The sequence below is a fragment of the Paludifilum halophilum genome, from assembly GCF_002245355.1.
In the GTDB taxonomy this organism is placed as follows: domain Bacteria; phylum Bacillota; class Bacilli; order Thermoactinomycetales; family DSM-45169; genus Paludifilum; species Paludifilum halophilum.
This window is the reverse complement of sequence record NZ_NOWF01000002.1, coordinates 126350-142210: the sequence shown is the minus strand read 5'-3', so window position 1 is coordinate 142210 and position 15861 is coordinate 126350. Positions and strand designations below refer to the sequence as shown.

The 15861-nt window shown below is 52.1% G+C and carries 14 protein-coding genes and 1 pseudogene; 8 read left to right on the top strand and 7 right to left on the bottom strand.

Annotated elements, in window-relative coordinates; translation table 11 throughout:
* Nucleotides 1-179: 179 nt before the first annotated feature.
* From CHM34_RS03555 to tkt, 4 genes are all read left to right on the top strand, one after another.
* Nucleotides 180-527: a hypothetical protein gene (locus CHM34_RS03555; RefSeq protein ID WP_094263219.1), complete on the top strand. Its 348-nt coding sequence runs from the start codon at nucleotides 180-182 to the stop codon at nucleotides 525-527.
* 140 nt (nucleotides 528-667) lie between these two features.
* Entirely contained in the window at nucleotides 668-2824 is a 2157-nt protein-coding gene (locus tag CHM34_RS03550) for a RelA/SpoT family protein (protein WP_094263218.1), read from the top strand.
* A gap of 16 nt (nucleotides 2825-2840) precedes the next feature.
* Nucleotides 2841-3281, top strand: a complete 441-nt coding sequence (gene dtd / locus CHM34_RS03545) for a D-aminoacyl-tRNA deacylase (RefSeq protein ID WP_094263217.1) — start codon at nucleotides 2841-2843, stop codon at nucleotides 3279-3281.
* A 110-nt stretch (nucleotides 3282-3391) separates the two neighbouring features.
* Nucleotides 3392-5410 carry a transketolase gene (gene tkt / locus CHM34_RS03540; RefSeq protein ID WP_094263216.1) on the top strand — a complete coding sequence of 673 codons (2019 nt, stop codon included), beginning with the start codon at nucleotides 3392-3394 and terminating at the stop codon, nucleotides 5408-5410.
* An 89-nt stretch (nucleotides 5411-5499) separates the two neighbouring features.
* On the opposite strand, the gene CHM34_RS03535 is transcribed toward tkt, so the two are convergent.
* Nucleotides 5500-6657, bottom strand: a complete 1158-nt coding sequence (locus tag CHM34_RS03535) for an LPXTG cell wall anchor domain-containing protein (RefSeq protein ID WP_094263215.1) — start codon at nucleotides 6655-6657, stop codon at nucleotides 5500-5502.
* Nucleotides 6658-7021: 364 nt separating this feature from the next.
* Nucleotides 7022-7666: a hypothetical protein gene (locus CHM34_RS19200; RefSeq protein WP_169713565.1), complete on the bottom strand. Its 645-nt coding sequence runs from the start codon at nucleotides 7664-7666 to the stop codon at nucleotides 7022-7024.
* A gap of 105 nt (nucleotides 7667-7771) precedes the next feature.
* Between CHM34_RS19200 and CHM34_RS03525 the strand changes: the two genes are divergently transcribed.
* Both CHM34_RS03525 and CHM34_RS03520 read left to right on the top strand, forming a co-directional pair.
* On the top strand, nucleotides 7772-7954 hold the full coding sequence (locus CHM34_RS03525) for a hypothetical protein (RefSeq protein WP_094263213.1): 183 nt from the start codon (nucleotides 7772-7774) through the stop codon (nucleotides 7952-7954).
* 62 nt (nucleotides 7955-8016) lie between these two features.
* Nucleotides 8017-9516, top strand: a complete 1500-nt coding sequence (locus CHM34_RS03520; protein ID WP_094263212.1) for a coproporphyrinogen III oxidase — start codon at nucleotides 8017-8019, stop codon at nucleotides 9514-9516.
* A gap of 139 nt (nucleotides 9517-9655) precedes the next feature.
* On the opposite strand, the gene CHM34_RS03515 is transcribed toward CHM34_RS03520, so the two are convergent.
* Nucleotides 9656-10129 (bottom strand): macro domain-containing protein, encoded by a 474-nt coding sequence (locus CHM34_RS03515; protein WP_169713564.1) that lies wholly within the window; start codon nucleotides 10127-10129, stop codon nucleotides 9656-9658.
* Nucleotides 10130-10524: 395 nt separating this feature from the next.
* Between CHM34_RS03515 and CHM34_RS03510 the strand changes: the two genes are divergently transcribed.
* On the top strand, nucleotides 10525-11682 hold the full coding sequence (locus CHM34_RS03510; protein ID WP_240511881.1) for a cation:proton antiporter: 1158 nt from the start codon (nucleotides 10525-10527) through the stop codon (nucleotides 11680-11682).
* Nucleotides 11683-12198: 516 nt separating this feature from the next.
* Here CHM34_RS03510 and CHM34_RS03505 read toward each other — a convergent pair.
* The 4 genes and pseudogenes from CHM34_RS03505 to CHM34_RS03495 form a co-directional block, all read right to left on the bottom strand.
* On the bottom strand, nucleotides 12199-13089 hold the full coding sequence (locus CHM34_RS03505) for a glycerophosphodiester phosphodiesterase (RefSeq protein WP_240511855.1): 891 nt from the start codon (nucleotides 13087-13089) through the stop codon (nucleotides 12199-12201).
* Between the two features lie 156 nt (nucleotides 13090-13245).
* Nucleotides 13246-13606, bottom strand: a pseudogene (locus CHM34_RS03500) (aconitase family protein); the annotation flags it as partial.
* A gap of 178 nt (nucleotides 13607-13784) precedes the next feature.
* On the bottom strand, nucleotides 13785-13922 hold the full coding sequence (locus CHM34_RS19195; protein WP_169713563.1) for a hypothetical protein: 138 nt from the start codon (nucleotides 13920-13922) through the stop codon (nucleotides 13785-13787).
* Between the two features lie 392 nt (nucleotides 13923-14314).
* Nucleotides 14315-14521: a hypothetical protein gene (locus CHM34_RS03495; protein WP_094263209.1), complete on the bottom strand. Its 207-nt coding sequence runs from the start codon at nucleotides 14519-14521 to the stop codon at nucleotides 14315-14317.
* Between the two features lie 71 nt (nucleotides 14522-14592).
* Here CHM34_RS03495 and hisS point away from each other — a divergent pair, with 71 nt between their 5' ends.
* Nucleotides 14593-15852, top strand: a complete 1260-nt coding sequence (gene hisS / locus CHM34_RS03490) for a histidine--tRNA ligase (protein WP_094263208.1) — start codon at nucleotides 14593-14595, stop codon at nucleotides 15850-15852.
* Nucleotides 15853-15861: the final 9 nt, after the last annotated feature.

Sequence of the window (15861 nt, the reverse complement as noted above, 5' to 3'; positions counted from 1 at the left end):
GGAAGAAACGGTTCCAGAAAGCAGACCGATGAGTGGGAGAAAAGCCGGAGGAATAGGGATCACTGTAACCGACTTTTTATTCCCACTCCCGGGTGTACAAGCCGAGAAAGTTTTGGTACAAATGGTTATGCGAATGCTTGGCCCAACCGATGGTTTGGCAAAAAGGAGAGAGCCTTTAAGTGGAAGTGTTCCAAGATTTTTTTTCTGAGTTGGTGGGCGGATTTGCCCGTTTGGTAACGGCTGGATTCATTGTGTGGATGATTTTTATTGTCTTTCTTTTTTTTAGAGAGCTGTTTACCCCGGGAGATATCCGGATTCGCAGCTACTTGTACCGTGTTTGGAAAATGTTTCTATTTTCTTTTGAAATCACCGCTTATGGTGGTGTGATTGCAGCTCCGTTCCTGATGAACAGGAGCGAGGAGTATCTTCGTTACGGCGTGGTGATGGGTCTGGCGCTCCTGGCATCTGCTGTTTTTTTGAAAATCCGGATCGCCACCGGAAGATTCGGCTTCCGGAAAAAGCAGTAAAATCAGCTTTGTCGACCAGGGAAACCCGGATCCATCAGCCGGGTTTTTCGTTTTTATCCTTCCCCTTTACTTTCAAGGAAAGATTCGAGATAATATAAGGAAAAAATATTTTTAAACTTGAATGTATAGGTGAATGAGATATGCCGATCGATGAATTGCTTGAAAAAGCAGGCCGATATCTGAAAAAAGAAGAGATCGACTTGGTGGAAGAGGCGTATCTTTTCGCCGAAGAAGCCCATCAAGGGCAGACCCGCAAATCGGGAGAGGAATATATCTTCCATCCGGTGGCGGTGGCCGGAATTCTGGCCGATCTGCAGATGGATGCCACGACGTTGACCGCCGCGATTCTTCATGATGTGGTGGAGGATACCGGTGTCACCCTGGAAGATGTGTCCAAGGCCTTTGGTGATACAGTCGCCCAGATTGTAGACGGATTGACGAAGCTGAAAAAACGAATGAAATATAAATCGACTGCCGAACACCAAGCGGAAAACCATCGCAAGATGTTTGTCGCCATGGCCCAGGATATCCGGGTCATTTTAATTAAGTTGGCGGACCGGCTTCATAATATGCGTACGCTGAAGTATCTGCCGGAGTCGAAGCGGCGGCGCATCGCCCAGGAAACCCTGGAAATTTTCGCCCCCTTGGCTCACCGGTTGGGCATCTCCAGGATCAAATGGGAGCTGGAGGATGTCGCATTGCGCAATCTTAATCCCCAACAGTACTACCGGATCGTCAACCTGATGAAAAAGAAACGGGCGGAAAGGGAACAGTACCTGGACGAAGTGATCGCCACCCTGCAGGAGCGGTTGGAACAGATGAATCTGAAAGCGGAAATCTCCGGCCGTCCTAAGCACATCTACAGTATCTACCGCAAGATGGTCAAAGATCATAAGCAGTTTAACGAGATTTACGATCTGTTGGCGGTACGGGTGATTGTCCATTCGATCCGGGACTGTTACGCCGTACTGGGGATTATTCATACGATCTGGAAACCGATGCCGGGTCGATTTAAAGACTATATCGCGATGCCGAAAACCAATATGTATCAATCCTTGCACACGACTGTGATCGGCCCCAAAGGAGAACCGATCGAAGTGCAGATCCGCACGTCGGAGATGCACCGTATTGCTGAATACGGAATCGCCGCCCATTGGGCGTATAAGGAGGGCTCTTCCCAATCGGAAAGATCCTCCTTTAATGATAAATTGAAGTTTTTCAGGGAAATACTGGAGTTGCAACAGGACACCAACGATGCTCAGGAGTTTGTGGAAAATCTGAAGATGGATTGGTTTTCCGACGCGGTCTTTGTTTTTACCCCGAAAGGAGACGTGTTGGAACTGCCTTCCGGCTCCGTGCCTCTGGATTTTGCCTACCGCATCCACACGGAAGTGGGAAACCGGTGCATCGGTGCCAAGGTGAATAACAAAATCGTTCCTTTGGACCACCAATTGAAGACCGGAGACATCGTAGAAATCCTCACCTCGAAACACAGTTATGGTCCCAGCCGGGACTGGCTGAATCTGGTCAAATCCTCCCAGGCCCGCAACAAGATCCGCAACTGGTTTAAAAAGGAGCGCCGAGAGGAAAGCGTGTCCAAGGGACAGGAGATGATCGAGTCCGCTCTGAAAAAACAGGATTTCGATCCGGGAAACATCTTGAACGGTGACCGGGTGAAGGAAGTGGCCAACAAATTTAATTTCCCCGATGAGACAGACATGTTCGCTGCCGTCGGCTATGGTGGCATCTCCGCCTCCCAGGTGGTCAACCGGTTGACGGAAGGGATGCGCACTGATGAAGAGAAACCCCTCGTTCTGCCTGATGTCAAGGCGATGCCGAAACGGCGTAAGAAGCCGGGCTACGGGGTCCGGGTCAAGGGGGTGGACAATCTGCTGGTGCGATTGTCCCGCTGTTGTAACCCGGTTCCGGGAGACGAGATCAGAGGTTTTGTGACACAGGGTCGCGGGGTATCGGTTCATCGGGCGGATTGTCCCAATCTCTCCACCGTCGAAGAGGGGCGGATGGTTCCGGTAGAGTGGGAGGGAGTCGCCGACCACTTCTACAACGTGGACCTCGAAGTGTCCGGACTGGATCGCAACGGCTTGTTAAACGAAGTGCTGCACGCGGTGTCCGAGACACGGGTCAATCTCTCCGCTGTCAGCGGCAAGGCGGACCGGCGGGGGATGGCTACCATTCATATGAGTATCTCTATCCGGAATGTCAGCCACCTGCAATCGGTGGTGGATAAAATCAAGAGCGTTCGGGACATTTACAGCGTCCGCCGGATTATGCAGTAATCAAAGGGGGAAGATTGTGCGTCTTGTCATCCAGCGGGCAAAAGATGCCTGTGTCACTGTCGATGGAAAAACCACCGGAAAAATCCGGCACGGTCTGGTTCTTCTCGTCGGGTTCACCGATGGGGACGATGACGAAGATATTCAATATCTAGCGGAGAAAACGGTCCACCTTCGCATTTTCGAAGATGAAAACGGCCGGATGAACCGTTCTCTCCTCGATGTCGGCGGGGAGATTTTGTCCGTCTCCCAATTTACTCTGTACGGGGACTGTCGCAAGGGGAGGCGTCCCAATTTCATGGCGGCGGCAAAGCCCGACCAGGCGCAAGAATTATACGCGAGGTTCAATGAAAGACTGCTCAGCTATGGAATTCCGGTGGAAACCGGTGTGTTCGGGGCGATGATGGATGTTTCCCTCACCAATGACGGACCGGTAACCCTGATACTAGAGAGTCGGTAGGGATTTGGATGTTGTATCTTCCGGGGTGAGACGTTTCAACCGGGCAATCATAACCTGGGATTTGAAAAGAAGGAAGAATCCATTTCCGAGTATAAGGAGGACGACCATTGATGTCTGAAACCAACCAGCCCGTCGAACAATTGGCTGTCAATACCATTCGTATGCTGACGATTGACGCTGTTGAAAATGCCAAATCCGGCCACCCGGGTATGCCGATGGGAACAGCTCCCATGGCTTATGTGCTGTGGTCCCGTTTGATGCGTCATAACCCGGATAATCCGGATTGGTTCAATCGGGACCGGTTTGTATTGTCGGCCGGCCACGGATCTATGTTGTTGTACAGCCTGCTTCACTTGAGCGGATACGACTTGCCTATGGAAGAGTTGAAAAACTTCCGGCAGTGGGGCAGTAAGACACCGGGGCATCCGGAGGCCAATCACGGAACTCCCGGTGTGGAGGCGACGACGGGCCCCCTGGGACAAGGGATTTCCAACGCCGTCGGGATGGCGATGGCGGAACGTCATTTGGCCGCCGTTTACAACCGGGAGGGTTATCCGGTCGTCGATCACTATACCTACACGATCTGCAGTGACGGAGATCTGATGGAAGGCGTTTCGGCGGAAGCGGCTTCTCTGGCGGGTCATTTGCAGTTGGGCAAACTGATCGCTCTTTATGACTCGAACAATATCTCCCTGGACGGCCAAACCGCCGCCGCTTTCACGGAAGATGTGCAGAAGCGGTTTGAGGCCTATGGTTGGCAGGTGATCCGGGTTGAAGAGGAAAACAATCTGGAAGCCATCGAAGCGGCGGTTCGAGAGGCACAGGCCGAGTCCGGACGGCCGACTCTGATCGAGGTGAAAACCACGATCGGATACGGCAGCCCGAATCTGGCGGGAACTCATAAGATCCACGGGGCGCCGATGGGACCGGAAGAGGCGGCGGAAGTTCGCAAAGCCTACGGCTGGAACTGGGAGGAGCCCTTCTATGTACCGCCGGAAGTGCGGGAACACTTTGCCGCCTTGAAAGAACAAGGCGTTCGCTCGGAAAAAGAGTGGAACGAACTCTTTGAGCAGTATAAAAAAGAGTTTCCCGAACAGGGGCGTCAGTTGGAACGGGCGATTCAGGGTGAGCTGCCGGAGGACTGGGACGCTGAGCTTCCGGTCTATCAAACGGGCGATAAAGCGATGGCCACTCGGGCCGCCTCCGGTGAGGCTTTGAACGCCTTGGCTTCAACCGTGCCCACTCTATTCGGCGGGTCTGCGGATTTGGCTTCCTCCAATAAGACCACTTTGAAAGAGGAAGAGGTGTTTCACGCCGAGGATTACACCGGCCGCAATGTCTGGTTCGGGGTGCGGGAACATGCCATGGGGGCAGCCCTGAACGGAATGATGCTTCACGGCGGCTTGCGGGCCTTCGGAGCTACCTTCCTCGTGTTCTCCGACTATTTGCGCCCTTCGATCCGGTTGGCCGCTCTTTCCAAACTGCCGGTCATCTACGTTTTCACCCACGACAGCATCGCTGTCGGTGAAGACGGTCCGACTCATGAGCCGGTGGAACAACTGCCGGCATTGCGCCTGATTCCCCACCTGAAGGTGTTCCGCCCCGGCGACGCCAACGAGACGGTAGGTGCTTACCGTTATGCTCTGACTCGCAAGGAAGAGCCCGTCGCCTTCGTTCTTTCCCGGCAAGGATTGCCGATCTTGGAAGGTACGGCGGAAAAAGCCGAAGAAGGTGCCGCCCGGGGGGCCTATGTCCTTTCGGACGCTGAAGGAGGCCAGCCTGACGTCATCCTGATCGCCACTGGTTCTGAAGTCAGCTTGGCTGTTGAAAGTCAGCAAAAACTGAAGGAAGAGGGCATCCGGGTTCGAGTCGTCAGCATGCCCTGTCGCGAACAGTTTGACGAACAGCCGGAGGACTACCGGGAATCGGTTCTCCCCTCGGGAGTCAAAGCCCGTGTTGCCATCGAAGCGGCCCATCCTTCCGGTTGGGAAAAATATGTGGGTGAACAGGGGACAGTGATTGGCATCGACACCTTTGGAGCCTCCGCCCCCGGCGGCCTGGTGATGGAGAAATACGGCTTCAACACCGATAACGTTATTCAACACGTCAAACAGGTGTTCAATCGGTAAGTCGAGAGCTAAGCCCCGGCGGAATTTTCGCCCTCAAAAACCCCCCGAGTTTTATGCTCGGGGGGTTTTTTATAGGTATCGATCGCGGCTTAGTTCAGTTGCTTTCTGCGGAAGAACAGGATTCCGGCACCGGCAGTCAGGAGCAGGGTTCCCAACAGCATGCTGTTAACCGCATGGCTTGAGGTGTCCGGCATTTTGCCGCCTTTTACATCATCTACGATTTCTTTCACATCTTCCGGAGACTTGGGCTGTTCAGGTTGCTTTTCCGGAGTAGTGATTTCGTCATCGTTGTTGTTGTCTCCGGGTTTCAGATTGAACAGATTGACACCAACGCCCCATTGACAATCCTCTTCATCGATGGTGCCGGAGAAAAGAACGGCGATGCCATATTGCCCTTCTTTGGTAAACTCGCTCTTATCGAGGGTGAAGGTGGCGGAAGTTCCACCGTTTTGCGTTTTATGAACCGCAGGATTTTCGGCAGTGGCGAGACCGGCCATCAGTTCCCATTTTCCTTCCGCTTTTTTGGCATCTTTCAACTGTGCAGTCACTTTGATCTGATCGCCATCTTCTTGTTGTTCTACATTGACTTCATGGATGTCTTCCGGAGATACTTTTGCAGGGTCGAATTCCTTGCATTGTTCCGGAGTTTGCCCGTCGTTACCGTCGTTGTTATCCCCGTTGTTGTTATCGCCATCATTGTTGTCTCCGTCGTTGTTATCCCCGTTGTTGCCATCGCCGTCATTGTTGTCGCCGTCGTTGTTGTCACCATTGTTGTCATCGCCGTCATTGTTGTTACCGTTGTCGTCATCGTTTCCTTCGTCGGAGCATTGACCGATTTGGGCTTTCCCATTGGCCAGAATGTTTCCGGAGTTGGATACCTTAGCCACTAAATCAAGGCAGATTTGCAGGTGAACGTCCTGACCCTTCAACTTTCCGTCGAAGATCACGACCAGGCTTTCTTTTTTGCCCAGTTCAAAGGGAAGCTCATCAAAGGTGACTTCGTTGTTCCCGTCTACGGAGCCCACTGTTTCTCCGCCATGAACCAGCTTGAAGTTTCCTTCCACATCATCGGCTTTCGCGTCCAGTTTTACCTTGAGGCTGTGGTTCTCCTTAGCCGGGTTATAGTGGTAAATCAGTTGCTTAAATTTGAGGTCCCCGGAAGCGGTGCTGTCGGCTGAAGCCAGACCCGGACTCACCATCATCAGTCCAAAAACCAGCATGAATGCAATCAAAAAATGACGTTTCACAATAATCCTCCTTCCAATGACTATACAAATCATATCGAAATGTCAGCGATGATCCTATAGGGCGTCCGGTGTGTTTTTTCTTAATACGAATCGTTTAGGGCTGGCCTGGTCCATCCATAGCCGGATGTCCGGCGCGGTTTGGCTGTCTCCGTTCTCTTGTCAAAAACGTATAGTGAGTACCGGGGAGGCGATCCGGACGAGCTTGTGCTTTCCTGTGTACGAAGATCTACACCGGTTTTTGCGGTCTGTCCGGAAACTTGAATAACTCAACACACGGATGAAGGTAATACTATGTTTCTATCAAGGGTTTATAGTGCCTTTCTTTTCTAAAAGTAAAATGGTTGCGTCTCATAAGCTACTTGCCTCAATCGCCAATCCCCCTTTCCTCATAGGATGAAGTAGATTCTATGAGGGGAGGAAAAGCATTGTCTAAAAGATCAAGTGCCGCTGCTGCTGCAGCCGCCGCCAGCCGTTCGGCTTCCGCCGCCGCTGCCGCTGCCTCTTCCGGTGATTCGGCTGCCGCTGCCGCCGCTGCCGCTTCTGCCGGTAGGTCTGCCGCCGCTGCCGCCGCTGCCGCTTCTGCTTCGGGAGGAGGTTCCGCTGCCGCCGCCGCCGCTGCCGCCGCCCGTTCAGCTTCTGCTGCCGCCGCCGCTGCCGCCGCCGGTAAACAGGCCGCCGCTGCCGCTGCTGCCGCTTCGGCCAGGAGGTCCGCTTCTGCCGCTTCTGCCGCTGCTGCTTCCGGAAACGGTGCCGCCGCCGCTGCTGCCGCTGCTGCTTCTTCCGCCGCTGCCGCCGCTGTAGCGGTTGCCAAAGTGGTCGTCAAAAAGAAAGTGGTTAAAAAGAAAGTCGTTAAAAAAGTCCGGAAATGTCCGAAGAAAAGGCATGGTCGCAGAAAGAAACGTTGTATCAAAAGATGTAAAAAGAAGTTTTGTAAATGCAAGAAAAAGTGTTTTTGTAAAAAGAAGAGACGCCGTCGTCGCCACCATTGGTAACAAGTGAGTGATCCCATTGAGAGACCCCTCCGGGAGGGGTCTCTTTTTAATGTAAAGGGATCGGGTATGCCGGACGGGAACAGGCGGGAAGAATAAAGTTGCCGGCGAAGGAGGGTGAGAGGATGCAACGGGCCAAAAAACAACGGGAATGGGCTATACAGACAGTCCTTTATGGTTCAGTCGATCCCCGGGACAGCCGGGAAGTGGAAGAGGGACCGGTGGGGAAAAAACCGGATCATTCCCCGCCGGAACAGCGTATTCCGGGTCCTCGTTCCTCCGTTGATTTCCCCGGGGGAGTCCGATAAACTGTGGAGTGAAATTCACACGGAACATCAAAGGGGGAACGTGCGGTGTTTGCCGCAATCAGATGAGACATTTAGGAGTGTCCGGGGTGGACCCGGCCTTTTATCGGGATATCGAACGGATTGCCGGACTTTTTTTTCCTCAAGTGAAAGTGATGGATCAACGGGGAGCAGAACCGGAGGCTTTTGTCCATTTTGCTGTGGATGATCAGGGACCGATCGAGGTGAAGGCCACCTTGAGTGATTCGGGCCGGGATCAAACCTGGCATGCGTTCCATCGCCGCGAAAGAGGGGAGAGAGTTACAGGAAAAGAGCATCGCAGACAGGTCAAACAGGTGGTTCACCACGCCCTTCTTCAGTTGCTTCAGGAAGCGACAGGGGTTCGCCAACCCTGGGGGATCTTGACTGGCGTACGGCCGACCAAGCTCTTGCACAAAATGTTGTTGGAAGGGTTGTCGGAGGAGGAAGCATCGGCGGTGTTGGAGAGGGATTACCGGCTCATGCCCTACAAAATCGAACTGATGAAAGACATCGTCCATCGCCAGACTGCGGTGTTGCCGGATTTGTACGAGTTGGATCAAGAGGTCAGCCTATACATCGGTATTCCCTTTTGTCCGACGAAATGTGCCTACTGTACTTTCCCCGCTTACGCTATCCAGGGGCGGAACGGTTCGGTGAAGGAGTTTCTCAGCGGACTGCATCAGGAGATTGAAGCGGTGGGGGATTGGCTCCACCGTCGCCAATTGCCGGTGACTACCATCTACTTTGGAGGCGGAACACCTACCTCGATTACAGCCGAGCAGATGGAGGCTCTCTTCATGAAGATGAAGAATTCCATCCCGTCCTATGGGGGAGTTCGGGAATGGACCGTGGAAGCGGGCCGTCCGGATACTCTTGATGAAGAAAAGTTGGATCTGTTGAAAAGATGGAAGGTGGACCGGATCAGCATCAACCCCCAAAGCTTCGAAGAGAGCACACTGAAGCTGATCGGGCGTCACCATACAGTGAAGGAAACCCTGGAAAAATACGAGCTCGCTCGTCGGATGGGCCTTCATCACATTAACATGGATCTGATTATCGGATTGCCGGGGGAAGGGGTGGATACTTTCCGCCAGTCCCTGCAGATGATGGAGGAACTGAAACCGGAATCTTTAACCGTTCATACCCTTTCCTTTAAACGGGGATCCCATATGAGCCGGAATAAGGAAAAATATAGGGTAGCGGGTCGGAATGAGATCGGAGAGATGGTCCAGACAGCCCGGGAGTGGACCCGGAAACAGGGTTATGCCCCCTATTACCTCTACCGTCAGAAAAATATTTTGGGCAATCAAGAAAATGTCGGATACGCCTTTCCCGGTGAAGAAAGCTTGTATAACATCATCATCATGGAGGAGCGGCAGACGATTATCGGATTGGGTTGCGGCGCTGTCAGCAAGATTATTCCCCCGGGGACGGGGCGGATCCGCCGCTTGCCCAACCCGAAGGAGCCCCAGGCTTATATCGATAACTACCGCCGACACATTGAGGATAAAGTTGCGGCTCTGGATGAAGCCTACGGTTTTTAAAAAGAGGATTGGAAAGGGTACACAAAGGAATAAGGCAAGGCGCAAAAAAGGCGATCATCGGATGCGGGAAATACCGATGATCGCCTTTTTATAGAAGGGTTCGAGGATATGCTTTTTCCCGTGGACGGCGATGATTTCTTCATTGGACGTCCGGCGGCGGGAACAGGTGGATTCGGATGGGATTGGCATTTCTGAAAGTGTCCATGATCCCTTCCTGCACCTCTTTCCATTCTGGTCCTCCGGGTTCGCACCCCAGTGCCGGAATCGCGACGGAATGGAGCCGGAACTGAGCACAGGTTCGGGCCAAGTCTTTCAGCCCTTCTCGAATATGATTCATCTTCGGGTGGTGGCGCCAATGTTTTTTTACCGGAAAATTGATGATATATCGAGGATCGGATCCACGGCCTTCCCGGGGAGAAAGGGGGATTACTAACATCCGTCCCAGTTTCACTTTGCGCAGGCGACATGCTCTCCGGAAGGCGATGAAGTTTTCGGGATAAGCCTGTTTCAGTAGAAGCATGGGACCGTTTTCCAACCCGCCCATACAGTTGATCGGGTTGACGATGGCTTCGCTTTTGGCATTCAGGATACTGCCTGTTTCATAAAAAATCATAAAAGTTCCTCCTTCCGGCATTGGCTTTTATATAGCCCCATCCGGTTATAAGGAATGGTTTCGTTTTAAAGAAGGGAGACTATGTACAGTATACAGGGGGAAGATGCGAATGGGAAGCAATCCCGGATCATCCACCGGGTCTGCTTATACCCCTAATAAAAAACGGAATGGCCATCGGAGATCCTATTCTAATCAAAAAATAGCAATCCTTACTAATGGATATTGATTTGTAACAAAATCCTCAATCATTGACAGAGTAAATAGAACTAGGTCTATTGTATTATGAATCTTGGAGCATTAGCTGAAGTGTGATCTCTTTCCGGGAAGGGATGGAAAGTTCCGTCCGATGGGGTAAGAAAGGCGAAGAAAAAACGTGTTTAAGGCAGGTGAAATGTTTGCTGTTTTTCGCCAAACTGTTGCTTATTTTGTTCAGTACCAAACTGGCCGGGGATCTGAGTGTCCGATTGGGTCAGCCCTCGGTTCTCGGCAAGTTGATTGTGGGGATTGTGATCGGCCCCGCTTTTCTGGGTTGGATCGAAACGTCCGCGATGATCGAAGAGTTAAGTCAGATCGGGGTCTTGTTGTTGATGTTTATAGCCGGTTTGGAAACGGATATGCAGGAACTGAACCGGAATCGGAACTCATCAATCGCTGTCGCTGTCGGGGGGATCATCCTTCCTCTGGCCGGGGGATATTTCGGGGGTCTGATATTCGGTTTGGACACTCAAAATGCGCTTTTCCTCGGTCTTTTGCTCTCTGCGACTTCCGTTAGCATCTCGGTTCAGACACTGAAGGACTTGGGCCAACTGAAAAGCCGGGAAAGTGTAACGATCCTGGGGGCCGCTGTGGTTGACGATATCCTGGTCGTGATCCTGCTGGCGTTTATGATGAGTCTCATGGGTACCGGGGATGTTTCTCTGGGCCTGGTGATCGGGAAAAAAGTGTTTTTCTTCGCGGCGGTCATCCTTTTGGGCTGGAAGTTAGTCCCGTGGGTGATGAAGAAGCTCGCTCCGTTGCGGGTCACTGAATCGGTAATCAGCGCGGCTTTGATCGTCTGCTTTTTCTTCGCCTATATGGCGGAAGAATTGGGAGTGGCCGGGATTATCGGCGCATTCGCAGCCGGGGTGTCCCTTTCCAATACCGCTTATAAGAAAGAAGTGGAGCATAAGGTTGAACCGATCGCCTATGCGATCTTCGTCCCCGTTTTCTTTGTCAGTATCGGTTTGAATGTGTCTTTCGAAGGGTTGGGTAACCAAGTCGGGTTTATTCTCTTGACGACTCTGATCGCCATCTTGACGAAATTGGCTGGAAGCGGCCTCGGAGCGCGGTTAACCGGATTTTCTCGGCGATCTTCTCTCGGGATCGGATCCGGTATGGTTTCCCGGGGAGAAGTAGCTCTGATCTTTGCGGCTATCGGTCTGGAATCCCAGCTGTTGGCTCCGGAGTATTTCACTTCTGTCGTCATCGTTATTATTCTGACAACGTTGGTGACACCGCCCTTGCTGAAGATCATTTTGGGTGAGAAAAAGGAGGAAGTGAAGGAATCCGCCTGAACCCTTTTCCTCGAAAAGCATGGACGAAAAGCCCGGTCAAAGACCGGGCTTTCGTTGATTATTGAAAAAGTCGGGATTCATGAATTCGCTTCCTTTTCCTTCTGACAAACCCACATTCCTTTTCGGAGGATTAACTGGGGTTTCCTTGCTTCGGACTCAAACCCGAGTGCGGTATGACCCGTTCCAGTCGCGACGTCCAGGGCCAGTAAAGGATCGGAAATGCGCTGATCGATTTCTTCATGATCCACGGCAGGTCACGGCCCTTCGCGTTTCCCGGTAATACTGGCCGGATTGAAAAAATTGCTGTTGTACCCGCTTTTTAGTATGTGGAACTAGTTTTCTATAATCTATGATAACGGATGAGAAGGTTGTGAAAAAGAGGTGCTGGAATCTTTTCTCGCCTGGATGCAGACGATGAAGGTCTTTTTTGCTGAGAAGGCTGACACGATGAGTGGATACGGAGCTGAAAAAACCCGGAGCAGGGAGATTCCCTGTTCTCCGGGTTTTGTAATGGGATCAGCGGTAGCCCAGTTCCGGAAAATCGGTGATGATACCATCCACTCCGGCTTGGATCAACTGATCGGCTGACTCCTGATTGCGAACGGTGTAAGGGAGGATTTTCATGTTGCGTCGGTGGATTCGGTCGACTAATTCAGAGTCGACCAGGGCCTTGTTGGGGTTCACATAATCGGCGTAAGCGGTGAATTCTTTCAATTCTTCATCGGTGATCCCGTCCTTGTACTGGGTATAGCTGACCAGTACCCCGACGGGAACAGTCGGCTGAAGCCGATGATATCGTTTCATCGACTGATGGTTAAAAGACTGGACGATCACCTTTCCATGGCGTTTGTGCATCCGTTTCTTTTTTAACAAATGGGCCACTTGTGCTTCGATCCCGGGATAGAGCTCCGGACTCTTCAGTTCGATCAAAATACCCGCTCTCGTTCCCCGAAAACGGTCCAGGACTTCTTCCAGAGTGGGAATCCGCTCGCCTCTGAATTCCGGAGAAAACCAGCTTCCGGCATCCAGACTCTTCAGTTGTTTCAGGGTGAGATCTCTCACTTGGCCGGTTCCGTCCGTGGTCCGGTCTACCGTGGTATCGTGCATGACCACCAGTTTCCCATCCCGGCTTCGCTGGACATCCAGTTCGAAATAATCGGATTTCATTTCAACCGCTTTTTCAAATGCGGCCATGGTGTTTTCGGGGGCGTATCCCGAAGCTCCCCGATGGGCGACATTTAAAAAGTGTCCGGAGTTTACCGGTTGCCCTTTGATCTGCGTTCCTTCCCGGGAATCGCTGTTGTTCACTGCAGTCGCTGTTTGGGGTAGGATTCCTGTTGTCAGAGGAAGTGCCAGTACGGTTACCAGACATGTAAGGATGAACCCGGTTTTTCCCACACTTTTCACTATGTATCCTCTCCCTCATCTTTTGATCGACACCCATTGTAGCCAATCTTTGTAAAGGAAGTTTGAAATACACGAAAATTTTATGCAAATATGATTTTGGTTAGTACAAGCGATCTTCAGAAGAGGAAAAGCCGGGCGTTTTAAATATTTCAAAGCGGTCTCCGAACCGAGCAATGTTTTTCCCGGTCGGCCGAAGTGTTCCATATGCACCGGGTGGCTGACCCCGTTTCCCGGTCGGCTGTCCCCGTACTCCGAACCGTCGGGACGCACTCTGTAAAAACAGATGATCGCCAGGGTTTTTATGGTCTTCCTGTAACAAATTAAAATCCACGTATTGGGCGGAAAGTTCCGTCTAAACCCGTTTCACTCCCATGGCTTCCAGCTCCAGCATCACCATCGTCCCTGTCGCGTCTTGGGTCAAAGTCTGATCGATCGCCAGGCCGATTTCCTCACCGGGCTTCATCGCTCCTGACACGAGGTGATTTTGGATCAACTGCTGTGCAACGTTGAAAGCCAAGGGGGTTCCCTCCTTTGGATAAGGTCTCAGAGACGTTTTTTCCGAATTTGGAGTCAATCAAACGAGGGATCTGTTGTAAAACAAAAAGAAAAAGCCCGCAGAGGGCTGTTCACATGTCTTCCGTTTTTTATCCGGCCGTACCAGCTGGACACTTGGCAACGGATTGACCAGAGAGACCTTAGAAGTAACAATGGTCGATCTGCTGTTTGATCCACTGGTCGGAACAACACTCTTTGAGGACCGATTCCCGGGATTCTTCGATACGGGTTCCGCATTCCCGGCAAACGTCTTGTTGGCGTTCAGTCTGTCTCTCCATGGGACTCCCTCCCGGTTGCTGTATTAGTACACATTATATTATAACAGAATTGAATTTGTAAACATTGTATTAGTACAAATTTTGAAGGTCGTTATGGAACCGAAATCATCTTCCTTGTGTATTGAAATTGAATGTTTTTGACAGATAGATTCAAGATATCTAATTAAACAGGCGCAAAAAAAGAGAGCAAAAGATGGTCAGGCTTGCGAGAGGAGGAAAACCAACCCCCTCCCTCGCCTGACGCTCGCTCTCATCCCCATAGCTGAAGCTAGGGGTTTTCTCGCTCGCAAAGATATAAACTTTTTCTTGACTTTTGTCCATCACTCCCGTACACTTCTATGCTAACAGCGTTTACACGATCATAATCAGCTGATGAAGGGAAGAGTACCCGTTCACCGGGCGGTCAGAGAGGAAGCGTCTTCGGCTGCGAGCGCTTCTCCGTTGCGGTTCGGGGAAGGACACCCGGAGGTTTCGGAGCGAACTCCCGCCAAAGCGGGACAGTAGACCCGGACGTCAGCCGGACGATACCCGGCTTCAATGAGGGAGGCGTCCCTTCGTCTCCGAACTAGGGTGGCACCGCGGGTGATTTGTGAGACCAATCTCTCGTCCCTGACAATCCAGGTCAGTGGCGGGGGATTTTTTATTTTAGACCAAAAAGGAGGCGGGTGAAGTGGACTTTCGCATTCCCCGGGGCACGATGGATCTGATGCCCGGCGAAGTGGAGAAATGGCAGTATATCGAAGAGAAAGCACGGGATTTGTGTCGCCGATATCACTTTTCCGAGGTACGAACTCCCCTGTTTGAACAGACGGAGCTTTTTCGGCGGGGGGTCGGCGAGACAACGGATATTGTGGAAAAAGAGATGTATACCTTTACCGATCAGGGCGGGCGCAGTTTGACGCTTCGCCCGGAGGGGACGGCCTCCATTGTACGTTCTTTCGTGGAGAAAAAGGTTTATGGTGAGCCTCAGCCGACAAAATGGTATTACATCGGCCCCATGTACCGGTACGAGCGTCCTCAGGCGGGACGGCAGCGCCAGTTCCATCAGTTCGGTGTGGAGGTTTTCGGAACGACGGCCCCCGGTATGGATGCGGAAGTGATCGATCTGGGTTTTCAGTTTTACCGCACCCTCGGTCTGGACGGGGTGAAAGTGGAGTTGAACAGCGTGGGATGTCCCCGGTGCCGGCCCATCCATCGGGAAAAGCTGATCGAATACCTCACTCCGCGTAAAGAGGAGTTGTGTAAGGATTGTCTTTCCCGGCTTGATCGCAATCCGATGCGGATTCTGGATTGCAAGAACGAGAGTTGCCGGGAGGTGACGGAAAAGGCCCCCCGGATGGTGGATCATCTGTGCGACGATTGCAAGTCCCACTTTGAAGAAGTACAGGAGAACTTGCAACTGCTGGATGTGCCTTATGTATTGAACACCCAGATGGTTCGAGGATTGGATTACTATACCCAGACCGCCTTTGAATTTGTCATCGAGGGTGGTGCCGGCTCTCTCGGGGGCGGTGGCCGTTACAACGGTCTGGTCGAAGAGATCGGAGGTCCCGAAATGCCCGGCATCGGTTTCGGTCTGGGGTTAGAACGGACTCTGCTGGCTCTGGAGGAGCAGGGCTTGGAATTACCCGCCCGTTACGGGGTGGATTGCTATGTAATCGCCTTGGGAGATGATGCAAAAAAACGGGCGATTTCTTTGTTGAAGGAGCTTCGGGAAGTCGGTTGCTCTGCTGATCGGGATTATCTCGACCGGAAGATGAAAGGGCAAATGAAGGCGGCGGATCGTATGGGGGCCCGTTATGCGGCGATTCTGGGAGAGAACGAGCTGAAAGAAAATCGGATCAAAGTCAAGGAATTGGCCACTGGAAACCAGGAAACGATTCAGCTGGACCGGCTAGCGGATTATATACGACAGGGCCGCAAAGATTAGGAGGTTGGA